The following is an 18,762-nucleotide window of genomic DNA, read 5'->3' as shown; positions in this document are numbered from 1 at the left end:
CATGCCTATTCATCATCTGCGCCATTCACCACATTAGCGATGTTAAGCAAACTACTCACTGCCATATAATTAATCGTGCCCTTAGGGTAACGCCCTTTAGTGTTCATCACTCCCGCTTCTTTGTTCATTAATAACTCAAGTGCTTGATCGACTGTTTCCACGACGCAGATATGAAATTTTCCCAGCTTCACCGCCGCAACAACCTCTTTATCTAACATAAGGGAAATCTGATTCGACTTAGGAATAATCACCCCTTGGTTTCCGGTTAATCCTCGGTGTTGGCAAAGTTTGAAAAAACCTTCAATTTTTTCATTTACACCACCTACCGATTGGACTTGGCCATACTGATTAATTGAGCCTGTAATGGCGAGATCTTGGCGGGTAGGAATGTTGGTCAGGGCTGAGATCAGCGCAACCAGTTCTGCCAGCGAGGCGCTATCGCCATCTATATGGCCGTACGATTGTTCAATGGCGATATTGGCTGATAAGGTCAGCGGAAATAGCTGGGCATATTTATGACCTAAATAGCCGGTCAACAACATAACGCCTTTGGAATGGATAGGCTGGCCGAGTTCGACTTCTCGTTCGATATCAACTACACCGTTCGCCCCAGCATACACGGTGGACGTAATCCGCGCTGGGGTACCGAATAAGCTATCCCCTACTTCAAGCACAGTAAGACCATTAACCTTGCCGACATCCACGCCCTCGGTAGCAATTAGAATTTGCCCCTGTTTAATGTCGTCAAGCACCGCTTCGCTTACGCGACCAGTACGGCGCGTCTTTGCACTCAACGCCGCTTCAATATGCGTAACATCTAAATCTAATGCATGACCTTGGCGACAGAAATAAAGACTTTCGTTGAGCAATTCGATGACATCTGAGAAGCGCGCTGACAATCTTTGTTGGTGCTCTGCCATACGTAAACTGTATTCTACAAGGCGATACATCGCCTTAGGTGAAATACTGCTCAATCCCAATTGCGACACTTGATGTCTTACTCTACCGACAAAGTCATAAAGTGTTTTCTTGTCTAACTGGATTTCGTGATCAAAATCGACCAATACACGAAACATTTCATAAAATTCATCATCAAAATCTTGCAAGTTGTAATACAACTCCCGCGAACCAAGTAACACCACTTTAACGTTAATGGGGATTTGTTGCGGATTAAGTGTGATTGAGTTGACCATGCCCACATCTGGCTGTGGCAAGTCCATTTTCAAATACCCAGATTTGAGGACTAGCTTTAATGTTTCCCAGGCATAAGGTTGTAAAATCAGCTTATCGACATCTAGCAATAAATAACCGCCATTTGCACGGTGCAATGCTCCTGGGCGGATCATGCGATAGTTAGTAAAAACCGAGCCTGAGACATTGGTATATTCAACACGACCGAACAAGTTTTGATGCGTAGGATTGGCTTCATAAATAACCGGAGCGCCACTATTTAACGCATGGCTGACCAGAATATTAGGCAAATACTGTTCTTCAAGTACGGAACGACGATCGTATTCATCGTGTTTATCGTCTTTTTTATCATCTGCCAAAATCTCCACTATCGTTTCGACCAAGTGGGGTTTTAATTGCCGTAGAAACTTTAAAATGCCTAAATCAGACGCGTACAGATGCTCTAATTCTTTAAGCAAGGGTTTAATGCCCTGCTCTGCTGTGTCCTTTTTAAGATGCCTAAGCTGCTCTGAAGATGCTCGTTTCCACTTAGGCAGCTCAATCAACGCCTCGCCTAAGCGATTTTCCAATTCATCAATTAACTGATAATAGCGCTGACGTTCATCATCACTTAGCTTGGCAAAATCCGCATCGGTGATGGGCTTCCCATCAACAATAGGTGAAAAACTGATATTGCCATTTTCTTCATACAATGCCACGTTTTGGGCTTGTGCTAGCTGCTCAACAGAATCAATGGCGTGATCATAACGCTGGTCAAACTCTCGGGTTATCGCTACTTTTTTGCGCTGGTAGCCTGGGTTATCAAACGCAGCGGGAAATGTATCGAGCAATTCATCCACCAACTTGCCCATTTCCTTTACGAGGCGCTTACTTTCCCCAGGAGGGAGACGCAATGCAAAGGGTTCACGCTCGTCTTCAAAATTATTGATGTAGCACCAGTCATCCGGCGTAAGGACCTTTTGCACATACTTAGCGATATATTCATGCACTAGGGTAAACCGGCCCGTCGCTTGCTCCCCCATCACATACAAGTTGTACCCTTTGGCGTCTAGGCCTAAACCGAAGTCCAATGCTTCGCGCGCTCTCGCCTGCCCAATAAAGGTAGCTTGCAGCGCTTTGTCATCTTTAAGTGCGTGGTTAATCAATCGGCGACTTGGCTTGGCGGTAATTTCTTTTAAACTCAAAGCGTATTTAAGATGCATGGTTAACTGGCGTTGTCCTTATGCGAGCAAGTAAAATACACTTACTCATACTGAAACTCTCACTTTAGCGTACTAAAGTATGTGATAAACCTATTAAGTAGCGCTTCTCTGCATTGCTTAATAAGCTGATATTTGATTCAAATATCATAACAAAAAAGTGGGAATAGCATGCCTCACTTTATGCACATAAAAAAATTTATCTTCACAGGAATTTTCGCCGTTTTTGTCTCCAACGCGTTTTGCCCACGTCACGCGTCTTAAAAAAGCATGGTCTTAGCGCCAAAATTCCGTTGTTTTTACCATCCAAAGGAGCAAATCTGAGACGCGTTAATGAATAAGATTGATAAGTGCTGGCATAAAAACCACACATTAAAAACCACACACAAAGAGAAGGTGAAGCAACGTTGCCCCTGTAACCCATCCCGGGCGGTTGCTTTTGTGAAAGCGCCAGAGATAACTCAACCCAGCATGTGCGTATCCGTTTCATTTAGATCAACAGTTTGCTGCGCAAGACTTGCAGCTTAAGGCCTTTGCAAGGAATAGAAGTTCACGAAGCGCTGAATTGGCAGCTATTATTGATAAGATACAAAGCAGCTAATTTACCTCCCTCGCGAGTTTTATTGAACAGCTAAAACCAGATTAACATCACGGATTTGGCGTTAAGTCGTTATTTTTTTACGATAATTAGCGCTAAATCCCAGTTCAGCTATTGTGACCCAGTAAACCGTTAGGGTATTCTTACCGGCTATCTTAATTAATACATCTTATCTTCGCGGAAACTCTTTTTAATGGCCGAAAAAATTTACGAACCTCAGAAAATCGAACAAGAGGTACAAGCGCTTTGGGAAACCAATCAAACTTTTAAAGCAACTGAACAAGAAGATAAAGAGAAATTCTACTGCTTGTCCATGTTCCCTTATCCAAGTGGGCGCTTGCACATGGGTCATGTGCGTAATTACACCATAGGTGATGTCGTTAGCCGTTTTCAACGTATGAATGGCAAGAACGTTTTACAACCAATGGGTTGGGATGCATTCGGCTTACCGGCTGAAAACGCCGCATTAAACAACAATACCGCTCCAGCTAAGTGGACATATCAAAACATCGATTACATGAAAAACCAGTTAAAATCGCTTGGTTTTGGTTATGACTGGGATCGTGAAGTTGCCACCTGTAAAAAAGACTATTACCGCTGGGAACAATGGTTCTTTACTCGCCTGTATGAGAAAGGGTTGGTCTACAAGAAGAACTCTACCGTTAACTGGGATCCGGTTGATCACACAGTATTAGCCAACGAGCAAGTTATTGATGGTCGAGGTTGGCGCTCTGGTGCGTTGGTGGAGCAAAAGGAGATCCCTCAGTGGTTCATCAAAATCACCGATTACGCAGAAGAGTTATTGACAGACTTGGAGCAGTTAGAGGACTGGCCTGAACAAGTACGTGCCATGCAGAAGAACTGGATTGGCCGTTCAGAAGGTGTAGATATCACCTTTAATCTTAGTGAGAACGCTGCTGACATTAGTAGTTTCGACGTGTATACCACGCGACCTGACACACTTTACGGTGTAACTTACGTCGCCGTTGCTGCACAGCATCCTCTTGCCTTGCATGCCGCACAAACTCGACCAGAACTAGCCGAGTTTATTGAATCTTGTAAAAATACCAAAGTGGCCGAAGCTGAGCTTGCCACTATGGAGAAAAAAGGCTGTGACACAGGCTTGTTCGCTATTCACCCGTTAACCGGTGAAAAAGTGGCGGTGTGGGTCGCTAACTTCGTGCTGATGGGCTATGGCTCGGGTGCGGTTATGTCTGTACCTGGTCATGACCAGCGTGATTGGGAGTTTGCCCAGAAATACGGCCTACCTATTAAGCAAGTGGTTGAGCCCAGTGCAGATGAGCCACAAGAATGTGACTTAACCACAGCGGCATACACTGACAAAGGCGTGCTTGTGAACTCAGCTGAATTTAATGGCTTAGCGTTTCAAGAAGCGTTTGATGCCATTGCAGCTAAACTTGAAGCACTTGGTGCAGGTAGCAAAAAAGTCAATTACCGTTTGCGTGACTGGGGCGTATCTCGTCAACGTTATTGGGGTTCACCTATCCCGATGCTGAATCTTGAAAACGGAGAGTCTGTTCCTGTTCCGAGCGATCAGCTGCCCGTTGAATTACCTGAAGACGTGCAAATGAACGGTGTTATCTCGCCAATAAAAGCCGATCCTGACTGGGCAAAAACGGAATATAACGGTCAACCTGCGCTACGTGAAACCGATACATTCGATACCTTCATGGAATCTTCTTGGTATTACGCTCGCTACTGCAGTGCCCAAAATCAAGATGCCATGCTCGACCCAACTCAAGCCAACTACTGGTTACCGGTAGATCAATATGTGGGCGGTATTGAGCACGCTATTTTGCATCTATTGTATTCACGCTTCTTCCACAAGCTGCTTCGTGACGAAGGACTCGTGAACTCTGACGAGCCTTATAAGCGTTTATTGTGCCAAGGTATGGTACTCGCTGATTCCTTCTTCAGAGAAGATGAGAGCGGTAAGAAAGAGTGGTTCTCTCCTGCAGATGTTGACACTGTGAAAGACGAAAAAGGCCGTATTACGCAAGCGACTTTAAAAGCGGATGGTAAGCCGGTTGAGCACGGTGGCATGACCAAGATGTCTAAGTCGAAAAACAACGGTATCGACCCCCAGCATGTTATTGATTTATACGGCGCAGATACAATCCGTGTGTTCACTATGTTTGCCGCGCCACCTGAGCAAACCTTGGAGTGGGTAGACTCCGGCGTTGAAGGGGCTAATCGCTTTATCAAGCGCGTGTGGAAGCTGACTCAAGACCATATCGACGCCCTTGATGGCGACACTGCACCGGCTATTGACAAGACAGCTCTAACGGGCGATCAAAAAACCTTGCGCCGCGCCGTTCATCGCACCATTGCAAAAGTCACAGATGATGTCGGTCGTCGCCAAACCTTTAATACTGCTGTTGCGGCAATCATGGAATTGCTCAATAGCTTGCAAAGAGCGCCCCAGAGTACAGATCAAGACAAAGCGGTGCTGCGCGAAGCCATTGAATCAGTGGTTTTATTACTTAACCCTATTGCCCCCCATATGTGTCACATTTTATGGCACGACCTAGGCCACAAAAATGATATTGAAACTGCGCCTTGGCCGGCAGTAGATGAATCAGCATTAGTAGAAGATGAAAAGCTGATCATCGTGCAAGTCAACGGTAAAGTGCGCTCTAAAATTACTGTGGCAGCAGATGCCAGCCAAGAAGAAGTACAAGCCCTTGGTTTAGCTCAAGAAAATGTGCAGCAGTTTGTAGACGGCAAGACCATACGCAAGGTGATTTATATTGCTGGTAAATTGCTCAACATTGTCGCCAACTAACGAGTGGAAAACGCAATGCGAAACCTCATCATCTGCTTATTCTGTAGCCTTATTATCAGTGGTTGCGGTTTTTCATTGCGTGGTAATTATGAGCTACCCGCAAGTGTTTCTCAGTTAAGGGTAGGCTCAAGCGAAGCACACTCGGCGCTAGAGCGCGCCCTTCGCAATGAACTAAAGCCATACAGTGTTGAGGTGATTGACTCTAGTGTGAAAGGCACCTCTAACACCTCTAGCATATACCTGTTGAGTGATGTTCTTGATAGACGTTTATTATCGCTTTTCAGCACAGGTCAAGTCGCTGAGTATGAATTGATTTACACCGTTCGCTATGAGCTACAGTTTGCCAATAGTGATGCTCAATTGCTCGAGTTTGATATTAAGCGAGAGTACCAAGATGATCCCGATGCCGTATTGGCAAAATCTCGTGAGCTTGAACTGGTGTTATCTGAAATGCGCAAACAAGCGGCAATCCGTATCATCCATCAAATATCAATTGCCCAGCGCACCATAGCAAACACGGCACCCATTAGACCTTAATGCAAGTTTACCCCAATCGATTTCACGCAACGTTGAAAAAGGGCCTGCAGCCCTTTTATCTCATTTTTGGTGATGAACCCCAGCAAAAGCTGACGGCGATTAACCAAATACGCGAACTGGCTACTGAGCAAGGATTTGACGAAAGACAAACCCTCGTGGCCGATGCGCAGTTCGATTGGGCAACATTACTCGAAGCAACGCAAACGCTCTCGTTATTTTCTTCTCGTCAGTATATTGAGCTCGAATTGCCCACAGGGAAACCTGGCACCCAAGGTAGTAAAATACTGACCGAGCTGAGTGCACAAAATAATCCTGATATTCTATTGGTTATTCACGGAGCCAAAATTGGCAAGGACGTGCAAAACAGTAAGTGGTTTAAAGCCATTGATAAACACGGTACGTATGTACCTTGTTACCCACTAGAAGGTAACGCTCTGCAGCAGTGGTTAATGGAGCAAATGCGAACCCAAGGTTTGCACGTCACGCCAGATGTAACCCGACTTTTAGCGGAGTATTGTGAAGGTAATCTGCTAGCCGCCAGTCAAGAAATTGAAAAGCTCTGTTTACTCTACCCTAATGGCAACCCAACCATAGAAGAGGTGGAGCAAGCTGTGGTTGATCAATCTAGGTACAACGTCTTTCAATTGATAGACGTGTTGCTTGCAGGGGACAGCCAAAAGTCAGTGAAAATGCTATATCGCCTTGAAAGTGAAGGTGTAGAGCCAAATATTATTATGTGGGCGCTAACCCGCGAATGGCAGACACTACGTGCACTGCAAGCCAGCAAACAGGCAGGACAAGCCATAAACTGGAATCAACATCGCATTTGGAAGAACCGTCAAGGTATGTATCTATCTGCCTTACAGCGTTTATCTCCTATTCATATGCAACAACTTCAGCACAAACTCAACATCATGGACAGCGCATTGAAGCAATCCCAAGTGGAACGCCCATATGTTGAACTCTGTCACCTTTGTTTGCTATTTATTCCTATGTCTTTAGAGAACTTTGCTTTAAATTGAATAACTTACGACCAGCATTAGGCATATTTGGGGGGACATTTGATCCTGTTCACTACGGCCACACTGAATCCGTTATCGTGGCAGCACAGCAAGCTGGTGTGCAATCTGTGGCGATGCTACCGTGTCATATTCCTGTGCACAAAAATCATGCCCCCAGTGACAGTCATCACCGCTTAGCCATGCTGAAATTAGCCATTGAGCAGTACCCGCAGTTATATATTGATGAGCGGGAAATACACAGCGATACGCCTTCATACACCATTCACACGCTGCGAGCATTGCGCAAAGAGTATCCAAAGCATCCTCTATGCTTTTTTATCGGTATGGACTCCCTGCATTCGTTGCTGAGTTGGAATGAATGGCAAGCGCTATTCGATTATTGCCATTTTGTTGTGTGTTGCCGTCCAGGTACTAAAACGCCCTTGAGTGAAGAATTGAAAGCTCTACTAGTAGAGCGACAGGTCGCCACTAATAATGCCCTGCACAATGCATTACATGGTAAAATATTTCTTGCCGACACACCGGAACTGGACATATCGTCTAGTGAGATACGCCGGCGTATCATTAACAACTTACCAACAGACGACATGCTCGCTCCGAAGGTACGCCGATACATACAAACACATAAGTTATATCAGCCGAGCACCACTTTCTGATAAACTTAGACTTCGCCCGTTCAATATAAGGAATCCCTTTGGATCACCAACAGTTAAAAGCCTTTGTGGTAGAAAAAATTGAAGACCTAAAAGGTCGAGATATCATAGATTTAGACGTATCAGAAAAATCAAGCGTGACAGAAACCATGCTGATATGTTCAGGAAACTCAAAACGACATGTGGTCTCTATTGCCGAAAATGTAGTGGTTGAAGCCAAACAAGCGGGTAATCCGCCTCTGAGCATCGAAGGCCGTGAAGTTGGCGATTGGGTATTAGTCGATTTAGGTGATGTAGTGCTACACGTAATGCAAGACGACGCCAGAGATTTTTATCAGTTAGAGAAACTTTGGGGCTAATTACCCGTCGAAGCACTAGCTGTAACATTGCAAAGTAGATAACACCATGCGAATTCAACTAATAGCCGTTGGCAGTAAAATGCCAAGTTGGGTTGAACAAGGTTACCAACAATACGTTAAACGTTTTCCTTCTGATATGCCCCTTAGCCTAACAGAGATACCTGCTGGTAAGCGCGGTAAAAATGCGGACATAAAACGTATTTTGCACAAGGAAGGCGAATTGACCATGGCAGCAATTCCTAAAGGCAATCGCATTGTGACTCTTGAAGTGACGGGTAAGCCTTGGGATACTCCAATGCTTGCGAGTAATATGCAAAAGTGGCAAATGGATGGGCGGGATGTCAGCCTACTCATTGGCGGCCCTGAGGGCTTAGCACCGGAGTGTATTGCTGCATCTGAACAAAAATGGTCTCTATCTCCGCTCACTTTGCCCCACCCTCTAGTCAGGATCATTGTCGCTGAAAGCTTGTATCGAGCTTGGTCGGTGAATACCAACCATCCGTATCATCGAGAATAATCATGGCTCGTCATCGTGTAACGATTAAAGACCACACCGCTGAAGCAAACCTTTTTGCTCGGCGTACGGTCATCGCTATGTTGGTCATTTTCATGATGATTGCCATGGTATTGAGCAACCTATACTACCTGCAAATCACCCGCTTTGAAGATTATCAAACGCGCTCTAATGGCAATCGCATAAAAATATTGCCAGTCGCGCCGAACCGCGGGTTAATTTACGACAGAAATGGCACTCTGTTGGCTGAAAACCGTCCCGTTTTCAACTTGGAAGTCATTCCTGAAAAGGTAGATAATTTAGAGAGAACGCTTGGCCTGTTGAGCGTATTACTCGATGTGGACGAAGACGAAATCACCGACTTTTATCGAGAAATAAAACGCAATCGACGCTTCAAACCCGTGTCTTTGCGTAAACGTTTGACTCCAGAAGAAGTCGCCCTTTTTTCTGCCAATCAACACAAGTTCCCAGGAGTGAGTGTAGAAGCTCGCTTAACACGACACTATCCATACGGAAAAACATTAACCCATGTACTGGGTTACGTATCAAAAATTAATAAAAAGGATCTACAAAAGCTTAGCGAAGCAGGCCTTGAAGCAAATTATGCCGCAACCCATGACATAGGAAAACTTGGGGTTGAAAAGTACCACGAAGATATTCTGCATGGTCAGGTAGGTTATCAAGAGGTAGAGGTCAACAACCAAGGGCGCGTGATCCGCACGCTCAACTTTAGCCCTCCCGTTCCAGGGCAAGATATCGTCCTAAATATCGATTTGAAACTGCAACAAGAAGCAGAGCGCATTTTAGATGGTGACAAGGGTACCATCGTAATGCTTGATTCAGATGACGGTGGTGTGTTGGCCATGTTCAGTAGCCCTAGCTACGACCCCAACTTATTCGTTCACGGTATTAGCAGTAAAAATTACAGCGCGTTATTAAATTCAAATGGGCGCCCACTGATTAACCGCGCCACGCAAGGTCAGTATCCTCCAGCTTCAACCATAAAGCCTCATTTAGCCTTAGTTGGCCTAGAAGAGAACACAGTGACCCCAAAAACGCGCATTTTCGATAACGGCAAATATCGCCTAAAAAATGTAGAACACGTGTGGCGAGACTGGAAACGCTGGGGACATGGGTGGGTTGATTTAACCTCAGCCATAGAACAATCCTGTGACATCTACTTTTACGATCTGGCTTATCGGTTAGGTATCGATAAAATCAGCGATAACATGTTTGAATTTGGTTTCGGCGATTACACCGGCATAGATTTACACGAAGAGTCAGATGCAAACATGCCCAGCCGTGGCTGGAAGCGTGCTCGATTCAATCAACCCTGGTACATCGGCGATACCATTCCCGTGGGCATTGGCCAAAGTTATTGGACCGTCACTCCTATCCAATTGACACAATCTATCACCACCTTAGTCAATCACGGACATCGTTATATTCCGCAGATATTGCGCGGAAAATACGTTAACAGTGAAGTGGTTCTTGAGGGCAGCAAAGAGCGCCGCCCGATGGACATTAAAAATGACAAAAACTGGGACACTGTACTAGATGCCATGTACGGCGTAGTTAACCGCAAAACCGGTACGGCTCGTCGTGCGTTTGTTGATACACCCTATGTGTCGGCAGGTAAAACCGGTACAGCACAATTGGTGGCCATCGCCCAAGATGCAAAATATGATGCCGAGAGCTTGGCTGAAAACTTGCGCGACAATGCCATGTACGTGGGTTTTGCGCCCTACGAAAAACCGGAAATTGCCGTTACCGTGGTGCTTGAAAATGCCGGTGGCGGTAGCTCACAAGCCGCTCCTTTGGCCAGAATGATGATGGATAAATACTTTGAAGAGCGAGAGTTTGCGCCTAAACCAGACGTAAAAGAACGGGAAGTATCGCAAGATGTCGCCCATCAAACCACTTCACACACTCATTAGGCACTGACGATTGTTATGAATATGATGCTACGCACCAAGCTTGACCCCAATAAGCGTTCTTTGCTCAATCGCATACATTGTGACGGGCCGCTACTCATCGGGTTGCTGGTACTGATGGCCGTTGGCTTAGTAACTATATATTCTGCCGGGGGCCAAGACTGGCAACTCATTGACCGTCAACTTATTCGACTCGGGTTGGCGCTTGGGGTCATGTTGGCCGTGGCGCAAATTCCACCGTTAGCCTACCAAAAGTTATCTATTTATTTTTATATACTCGGGATCGCCATGTTGGTTGCGGTGATCGTATTCGGCCATGTAGGAAAAGGCGCTCAGCGCTGGTTGGACTTAGGGGTAGTGCGTTTTCAACCTTCAGAAATCATGAAGCTTGCCGTTCCCATGATGGTGGCTTGGTACATCAGTCAATTTAACCTTCCCCCGAAATTAAGGCACATATTATTTGGCTTTATTTTGGTAGGCGTTCCCACGTTGTTGATTGCGCAACAACCTGATTTAGGCACCTCTTTATTAATTGCCAGCTCAGGGATATTCGCACTATTCCTTGCTGGTATGAGTTGGCGCTTCATCGGAGGTATTGCCTTAGCGGTATCCATATTCAGCCCTATCATGTGGAACTTCCTCATGAAGGACTATCAAAAACAACGAGTATTAACCTTCCTCAATCCAGAAAGCGACCCATTAGGGTCTGGCTACCATATTATTCAATCACAAATTGCAATAGGCTCAGGCGGCGCCGAGGGTAAGGGGTGGTTGCAAGGCACTCAGTCTCAATTAGAATTTTTACCCGAGCGACATACAGATTTTATTTTTGCAGTATTTAGTGAAGAATTTGGTTTTTGGGGCGTGGTCGGCTTATTGGCCATTTATACTTTCATCGTTATCCGCGGCATGATCATCGCAAACCGCGCTCAAGATGCCTTTAGTAAGCTACTCGCAGGCAGTATTACGCTAACATTCTTTGTTTATGTATTTGTTAATATGGGTATGGTATCGGGCATACTACCCGTAGTCGGTGTGCCCTTGCCGCTCGTAAGCTATGGAGGGACATCCATGGTCACCTTACTCGCAGGGTTTGGCATTTTAATGGCCATCGCCACCCAGAAACGGTTATTGTCCCGTTAACACTTATATATAGATTTGCTAATGTACTTAGTATGTCAGTGGGTAAATTAATGTTGTCACTTTGTGGAGCTAATGTGTCGTTCTCAACCTTATGTAATCGTCTTTTTCGCCGCGTACCCCATGTATTGCTCGCTCTTCATCTAATAGTATTGGCACCAATAAGTAGTGCACAATCTCTGCCTGAGGCAGAAACTGCCTTCTTGGACGCCATAGTAACAAAGCACAATTTAAATCGCGAAACGGTGCTGCAGTTACTTAACCAAGCTGAAAAAGACCAAGCAGTGATCGATGCGATAAAACGACCTTGGGAAGCAAAGCCTTGGCATCTGTATTACCCCATATTTTTGACTGAGAAAAGACTACAAAAAGGCCTCGAATTCTACCAAGCTCACGGGGAAACATTGGCCCGCGCAGAGAAAGAATATGGTGTACCAGCAGAGATGATCGTCGCTATTTTAGGTATCGAGTCCTTTTATGGTACCTACAAAGGTAGCTACGCAGCGCTCAATGCCCTCTACACTCTGGGCTTTCACTATCCGCCCCGGTCCTCATTTTTTAAAAAAGAATTGGCTCAGTTAATATTGTTAGCGAATGAAGAGGAGTTTGATGCCAAGCAGTTACAAAGCTCTTATGCAGGCGCTATGGGCTGGGGGCAATTCATTCCATCTAGTTATCGCCATTATGCAGTTGATTTTGACAATGACGGCGTACGCGATTTACTGAATAATCCAGTGGACGCTATTGGCAGTATCGCCAATTATTTTAAACGTAACGGCTGGCAACGAGGTGATTCGATTGCTTTTCCAGTAAACGTAACGCCTGAAAACGCAAAGCCTTGGTTAAGAAAATCTCTTAAGTATCGTGAGACCTTTGCCCAGTTGCAACAAGCAGATATTAGCCTTGATGTCGAAACAGCTAAGCGCGTCGGGGTCGAAAAAGCTCAAGATAAGTGGGATGGTATCGCAGCTGATAGTGACGCTAAATTACTTGATTTTGCCCAAGCTAGCGGGCACGACTATTGGCTTGGATTGAAAAATTTTTACGTGATCACTCGCTATAACCACAGCAAATTGTACGCAATGGTCGCGTTTCAATTTAGCCGACAATTAGCCAGCGGCATCAACTCGTTAGACAAAGACGCACAACTGAGTCCACAAGATGATGCTTAAGTACGCGTTTTTAATCATGCTGGTCACATTCATAGCGGCCTGCGCCAATTCGCCGAGTTCAAATAGCAGCCGCTACAGCCAGCATAAAGATTCCGCTCCCAGCGCGATTAGAGGTGGAATAAAGTTTGATGATGCCGAACCTATGTATGAACCCTACGCCCTTGCGAATTTGCGCAGCTATTCAGTTTTAGGCAAGCAGTATACCCCTCTTAAAACCGGTAAAGGATACTCAGCTACTGGCGGCGCTTCTTGGTATGGCCAGAAATTTCATGGGCATCTCACGTCCAACGGTGAAACCTACGACATGTACGCCATGAGTGCTGCTCATAAAACATTGCCACTGCCATCGTACGTAAAAGTGACAAACCTAAAAAATGGCCGCGAAGCCATAGTCCGGGTAAACGACCGAGGCCCGTTTCATGACAAAAGAATAATTGATTTATCTTATGCAGCTGCAATGAAACTCGGTATGTTAAGTACAGGCACTACCCAAGTTAAACTAGAGGTCATTCATATTGACGAAGCAGGTATGCAGACAGTGGGTGACGGTTTATCTGAGCCACCTACTCCGTTAAAAGATGATGCTATGCGTAACGACAATGTACAAATCGCCCAAGTGCCCCGCGTACCGGCTTTAGGTACAACATCGGCTACATCACCAAACTCAGCCAGTGTCGCATCTGCGCCGCCTATAGCGACACCTACAGAAATACCCACCCAAGAAAAGGTATTCATTCAAATAGCAGCCCTGAGTAACGATCAGCGAATTACCAAAATTGGTAACGCCCTGGCAAATTTGTATCAAGTGCCTTTTGTTGCACCACTTGAAGAAGGATTATATCGCTTAAGACTTGGGCCATTTACGTCCGAGCACGAAGCATTGGGGATCTTAAATCAGCTGCGTAAAAGCGGATATAGCGACGCTTACAAGTTTTATCCTTCGAATGAGCCCTAGGTTAAACTTTCCGTCCAAAAGATTGTCTTATGAGCGCTTTTTAACGATTTTGTTTTGTGTAACAATTTTTGTTGTCAGCGCAGCAAAGTTATTGAAAAACTGATATATTAGCCATCGTTTTAGGCGCGACACGTCAAACACCACTTTCTTAACAAATATCACATTACGGTAGGTCCATGCGAAACACCAAGACATTCATATTAGCCATCTTTAGCTGCTTCTCCCTTTCCTTTTTCTCTCATGCGGCGAGTGCAGCGGTCATCATACCTGACGCGCCTTCCGTATCGGCTAAAGGCTTTATTTTAGTCGACTTTCAAACCGGCAAGGTGATTGCTGAGCAAAATTCTGATATTCAGATACCGCCAGCAAGCTTGACTAAAATGATGACAAGCTACGTGATCGGCAAAGAGATCGCCAATGGCAATATTAAAGACACTGACATGGTCACGATTTCAGAAAATGCTTGGGCCAAGAACTTTCCTGATTCATCTAAGATGTTTATCGAAGTGGGTACACAAATTTCGGTGGGCGACTTAAATCGCGGCATCATTGTACAGTCGGGAAATGATGCATGCGTGGCGATGGCAGAGCACATTGCCGGTAGTGAAGATGCGTTTGCCAGCATGATGAATTTGCACGCTGAAAAGTTAGGCATGACGTCAACGCACTTTGTAAACAGCCATGGCTTACAAGATGCCGACCATTACACGACCCCTCGGGATATGGCGACCTTAGCCCGCGCATTGATCACAGATGTGCCAAATGAGTATAAGGTTTATAGCGAAAAAGAGTTTACCTACAACAACATCAAGCAATATAACCGTAACGGTTTATTGTGGGATAAAAGCCTGAATGTGGATGGCATAAAGACGGGCCACACCTCAGATGCAGGTTATAGCTTGGTGTCCTCAGCGACCCAAGGCGATATGCGTTTAATCGCGGTGGTCATGGGCGCTGATAGCGAGCGTGCACGTAAAGTTGAAAACAAAAAGCTCCTTAAGTATGGGTTTAGATTCTATGAAACTATCACCCCGTATCAGGCAGGCGAAAGCTTTGTATCACACCGCATATTTATGGGCGACAAAGAGACTGTAGATCTTGGTATTTCACAAGACACCCCCATTACTATTCCTCGCGGTCAGAGCAAAAATTTAGAAGCCAACTTCGAGCTAGATAAGAAGTTAGAAGCACCTTTGGCTAAAGGTGAAGTAGTTGGAAAGTTATTCTTGCAATTAGACGGTGAAGACGTAGCCGAATATCCTTTGGTTACATTACAAGAAGTAAAAGAAGGCGGTATGATTGACCGCCTTGTAGACTTCGTTAAACTGCAACTTGGCTTTGATAGCTAAGACCAATTGAGCAGAATATTATGCAAACCCAATTTGATAAATTACTCGACTTCCCTTGCCACCAAACCTTCAAGGTCATGGGTGTAGCGGATGAACGGTTACCGGATCATGTCATCAACTGCTTGCAAAACCATGCACCTGGTGACTATTCCCCCAGTGTAAAACCGAGCTCAAAAGGCACTTACCATTCGTTGTCTATCAGCGTGCGTGTAACGAGCAAAGAGCACATGGAAACCATCTATACTGAGCTTTCTAAGCTTGAATTGGTTCGTGTAGTTCTCTAAAAGCAAGCTATATATAGCGCACCTGTCTGTGCGCTATTCTTCTATAGGACACCACTAAGGTTTGAACGACACAACCCCTGTCATTATTCGCCAGCTCGGCCGCCAAGCGTATTTTCCGATTTGGCAAGCGATGCAAGATTTTACCGATTCGCGGGACAGCAGCAGCCAAGACGAAATATGGCTAGTTGAACACGACCCTGTATTTACACAAGGCCAAGCCGGTAAAGAAGAGCACCTTCTTGCCCCAGGGGATATCCCAGTCGTAAAAGTCGACCGAGGTGGTCAAGTCACCTATCACGGCCCTGGCCAACAAATGATGTATGTGCTGTTAAACTTAAAGCGACACGGCTTAGGTGTACGCACCTTGGTTAGCGCATTAGAGAGCTGCATTGTTGATACATTAAAAGAGTACAAGGTAGACGCTTACCCGAAGGCAGATGCCCCTGGTGTGTATGTTGATAACAAAAAGGTCTGTTCAATTGGCTTACGTATTCGTCGAGGATGTTCCTTTCATGGCCTTGCCCTGAACGTTAATATGGACTTAGCACCCTTTCAACGAATTAATCCTTGTGGTTATGCCGGCCTAGAAATGGTAGATTGCACCCAATTAGGCGGGCCAGATTCACTCGCGGTTGCTGGCCCAGCTATCGCCGAAAAATTATGTTCATTGCTTGGTATTGCAAGCGTCGAAAACAAAGAAGGTTTTGATGAGTAACGCACGTCCACAAGCCGGAGAAAAACTCCGGGATGATGAAAAAGTTAAACATATTCCGATCACTATCATGCCCACTGAAAAGGCAGAGATGTTGCGCAAACCAGAGTGGATTAAAATTCGCTTACCGCGCACCACGGATCGTATCGATCATATTAAAAAGACATTGCGTAAAAACAATTTGCACTCGGTGTGCGAAGAAGCAAGTTGCCCCAACCTTGCTGAATGTTTTAACCATGGTACTGCGACCTTTATGATTTTGGGCGATATATGCACCCGTCGCTGCCCGTTTTGTGATGTTGCTCATGGCAAGCCACTGCCTCCAAGTGCAGAAGAGCCTGTCAAATTAGCCAAGACCATCGCTGAAATGCAACTTAAGTATGTGGTTATCACCTCTGTGGATCGCGATGATTTACGTGACGGTGGCGCCCAACACTTTGTTGATTGCATAAACGCTATTCGCGAGCACAGTCCAACGACTAAAATTGAAGTACTTGTACCCGATTTTCGCGGTCGTATGGACAAAGCATTAGAGATCCTTAAAAACGGCGTGCCAGATGTGTTTAATCATAATTTGGAAACCATCCCTCGCCTTTACCGTGAATGTCGCCCTGGGGCAAACTATCAGTGGTCACTTGATTTGCTTAAGAAATTCAAAGAACAACATCCTGATATCCCCACCAAATCAGGCTTAATGATGGGCATGGGCGAAAACAAAGAAGAAATCGCAGAAGTACTTAAAGACTTACGCGCACACAATGTTGAGATGCTTACCCTTGGTCAGTACCTACAACCGAGTAAGCACCACTTCCCATTAAAGCGTTATGTGCATCCTACGGAGTTTGACGAGCTTGGCGTGATCGCGAAAGAGATCGGCTTTACTCACGCAGCATGTGGCCCTATGGTGCGTTCAAGCTACCATGCTGATAAGCAAGCAGCCGGTGTAGAAGTTAAGTAATTATCACGCTACTGTTTGCATATAAAAACAAAACTCGCCAATCGGCGAGTTTTTTGTTTCTATAACGTAACTTGTTGCGCCAATAGATAAATTTAACAATGCTTAATACCAATTCCATTAAATAATTGCCCTCTCAGAATTCATCCTGCGGGTTTTGGACAAGGTGTCGGTGTGCAGTAATGGCTGTTCCCTTTCAAATACCGAGAACGCAGTACAGAACCCGCAGGGGGATTCCCTCCGGGCGAATTTTAAAGGGACTTTCTCAGCGTTGCTCGAACTCGAAAGAGAACCACTATTACTTCATTCAAGCGCCTTGATTAAGTCCCTTTAAATTTTCGCTGAGTGGCTAATTATTTAATGGAGTTGGTATAAATACACCTTCACCGCCATCACACTTAGTATTTTCACTCTATTCGTTTCACTATTTGCGACGTCCTCACAAACGAATAGCCCTGTAGCCAGCGTAGCCAAGACAGAAAATTCAACTCGCGTCGTACCTCAATGGCGAACACCTGAATCAATAAATCTGGTTTATATGCAGCTGGACTCAGGGCTCGTTATTATGGAGCTGGCACCGTTCATGTCCCCTATCAATGTTGCGCAGTTTAAGGGGCTCATCAAAGACGGCTTTTACGATGGTTTAGACTTCTATCGCGTGATTGACGGCTTTGTAGCTCAAGGGGGAGATGTTACAGAAAGTAGGCCTCATGAACACACTAAACAGCTGCCAGCGGAACTAACTCGTAGTTATAATGGCTTAGGCAACGCTGACGATGACCCGTTCGTGTTGGTGCAAACTGGCGAGTTTATGGCTCCGCAAACAGGTTTCTTAAACGGTTTTGCTGCAGGTCGCGACCCATCAATTCACCAAGAGTGGTTATTGCACTGCCCGGGTGTGGTTGCATTTGGCCGTAACAATGGACTTAACACCGCGAGTTCCGAGTTTTATATCGCCATCGGACAAGCCCCAAGGCATCTTGATAGGAACATGAGTGTGCTGGGAAAAGTGATTTACGGTATGCACCATGTACAACGTATTAAACGCGCCTCAATGAATGTCCCCAGCGGGGTAATTGAAGACCCAACAAAGCGCACCAAAATAGTCTGGGCTAGGCTTGCCAATGATATTCCGGCGCAGCAGCGTGTTGACGTTCAGGTGCAAGATGAACACTCTGACGCCGTTACCACTCGCATAGCGCTCGGACGCACATTGGAGAATGAATTTTTTCATTACAAAGGTAATGGCAATGTAGATGTGTGTTATTACAACTTGAAAACTCGAATAGTAGAATAATACACATTGCTATAGTATTTATGGCAGCATCAAATGCAGTAACTACATCACACTAGTGACGCCTATTTTAAAATCTATCTACCTA

The 18,762-nt window shown here is 45.4% G+C and carries 16 protein-coding genes; 15 read left to right on the top strand and 1 reads right to left on the bottom strand.

The window, feature by feature from the left end:
- Positions 1 to 5 precede the first annotated feature (5 nt).
- Complete coding sequence (locus PATL_RS08015; protein WP_011574403.1) at positions 6 to 2,393, bottom strand: Lon protease family protein; 2,388 nt, start codon at positions 2,391 to 2,393, stop codon at positions 6 to 8.
- A gap of 788 nt (positions 2,394 to 3,181) precedes the next feature.
- Here PATL_RS08015 and leuS point away from each other — a divergent pair.
- From leuS to PATL_RS07940, 15 genes are all read left to right on the top strand, one after another.
- Complete coding sequence (gene leuS, locus PATL_RS08010) at positions 3,182 to 5,794, top strand: leucine--tRNA ligase (protein WP_011574402.1); 2,613 nt, start codon at positions 3,182 to 3,184, stop codon at positions 5,792 to 5,794.
- A gap of 15 nt (positions 5,795 to 5,809) precedes the next feature.
- Positions 5,810 to 6,331, top strand: coding sequence for an LPS assembly lipoprotein LptE (lptE, locus tag PATL_RS08005; RefSeq protein ID WP_011574401.1), 522 nt, complete (start codon positions 5,810 to 5,812; stop codon positions 6,329 to 6,331).
- Positions 6,331 to 7,353 carry a DNA polymerase III subunit delta gene (gene holA, locus PATL_RS08000; protein WP_011574400.1) on the top strand — a complete coding sequence of 341 codons (1,023 nt, stop codon included), beginning with the start codon at positions 6,331 to 6,333 and terminating at the stop codon, positions 7,351 to 7,353. Before lptE ends, holA begins: the two co-directional genes overlap by 1 nt.
- Positions 7,350 to 8,009, top strand: a complete 660-nt coding sequence (gene nadD, locus PATL_RS07995) for a nicotinate-nucleotide adenylyltransferase (protein ID WP_011574399.1) — start codon at positions 7,350 to 7,352, stop codon at positions 8,007 to 8,009. The genes holA and nadD overlap by 4 nt, the downstream gene beginning before the upstream one ends.
- Positions 8,010 to 8,047: 38 nt before the next feature.
- Positions 8,048 to 8,365 carry a ribosome silencing factor gene (rsfS, locus tag PATL_RS07990; protein ID WP_006994605.1) on the top strand — a complete coding sequence of 106 codons (318 nt, stop codon included), beginning with the start codon at positions 8,048 to 8,050 and terminating at the stop codon, positions 8,363 to 8,365.
- Between the two features lie 46 nt (positions 8,366 to 8,411).
- Positions 8,412 to 8,882 (top strand): 23S rRNA (pseudouridine(1915)-N(3))-methyltransferase RlmH, encoded by a 471-nt coding sequence (rlmH, locus tag PATL_RS07985; protein WP_011574398.1) that lies wholly within the window; start codon positions 8,412 to 8,414, stop codon positions 8,880 to 8,882.
- 2 nt (positions 8,883 to 8,884) lie between these two features.
- A complete protein-coding gene (mrdA, locus tag PATL_RS07980) occupies positions 8,885 to 10,816 on the top strand; it encodes a penicillin-binding protein 2 (RefSeq protein ID WP_011574397.1) in 1,932 nt (643 codons plus the stop codon).
- Between the two features lie 15 nt (positions 10,817 to 10,831).
- On the top strand, positions 10,832 to 11,956 hold the full coding sequence (rodA, locus tag PATL_RS07975; protein ID WP_011574396.1) for a rod shape-determining protein RodA: 1,125 nt from the start codon (positions 10,832 to 10,834) through the stop codon (positions 11,954 to 11,956).
- A 50-nt stretch (positions 11,957 to 12,006) separates the two neighbouring features.
- Complete coding sequence (gene mltB / locus PATL_RS07970; protein WP_011574395.1) at positions 12,007 to 13,125, top strand: lytic murein transglycosylase B; 1,119 nt, start codon at positions 12,007 to 12,009, stop codon at positions 13,123 to 13,125.
- Positions 13,115 to 14,080 carry a septal ring lytic transglycosylase RlpA family protein gene (locus PATL_RS07965; protein WP_011574394.1) on the top strand — a complete coding sequence of 322 codons (966 nt, stop codon included), beginning with the start codon at positions 13,115 to 13,117 and terminating at the stop codon, positions 14,078 to 14,080. The genes mltB and PATL_RS07965 overlap by 11 nt, the downstream gene beginning before the upstream one ends.
- A gap of 176 nt (positions 14,081 to 14,256) precedes the next feature.
- Positions 14,257 to 15,429 carry a serine hydrolase gene (locus PATL_RS07960; protein ID WP_011574393.1) on the top strand — a complete coding sequence of 391 codons (1,173 nt, stop codon included), beginning with the start codon at positions 14,257 to 14,259 and terminating at the stop codon, positions 15,427 to 15,429.
- A gap of 17 nt (positions 15,430 to 15,446) precedes the next feature.
- Positions 15,447 to 15,713, top strand: a complete 267-nt coding sequence (gene ybeD / locus PATL_RS07955; protein ID WP_198136279.1) for a DUF493 family protein YbeD — start codon at positions 15,447 to 15,449, stop codon at positions 15,711 to 15,713.
- 61 nt (positions 15,714 to 15,774) lie between these two features.
- Positions 15,775 to 16,428 (top strand): lipoyl(octanoyl) transferase LipB, encoded by a 654-nt coding sequence (lipB, locus tag PATL_RS07950; protein WP_011574391.1) that lies wholly within the window; start codon positions 15,775 to 15,777, stop codon positions 16,426 to 16,428.
- A complete protein-coding gene (lipA, locus tag PATL_RS07945; protein WP_011574390.1) occupies positions 16,421 to 17,383 on the top strand; it encodes a lipoyl synthase in 963 nt (320 codons plus the stop codon). Before lipB ends, lipA begins: the two co-directional genes overlap by 8 nt.
- A gap of 388 nt (positions 17,384 to 17,771) precedes the next feature.
- The gene (locus PATL_RS07940) at positions 17,772 to 18,677 is read left to right on the top strand and encodes a peptidylprolyl isomerase (RefSeq protein WP_041713542.1); all 906 of its coding nucleotides are present in this window, start codon (positions 17,772 to 17,774) and stop codon (positions 18,675 to 18,677) included.
- Positions 18,678 to 18,762 lie beyond the last annotated feature (85 nt).

Source organism: Paraglaciecola sp. T6c, assembly GCF_000014225.1.
Lineage (GTDB): Bacteria > Pseudomonadota > Gammaproteobacteria > Enterobacterales > Alteromonadaceae > Paraglaciecola > Paraglaciecola atlantica_A.
This window is presented reverse-complemented; position numbering and strand designations above follow the sequence as displayed.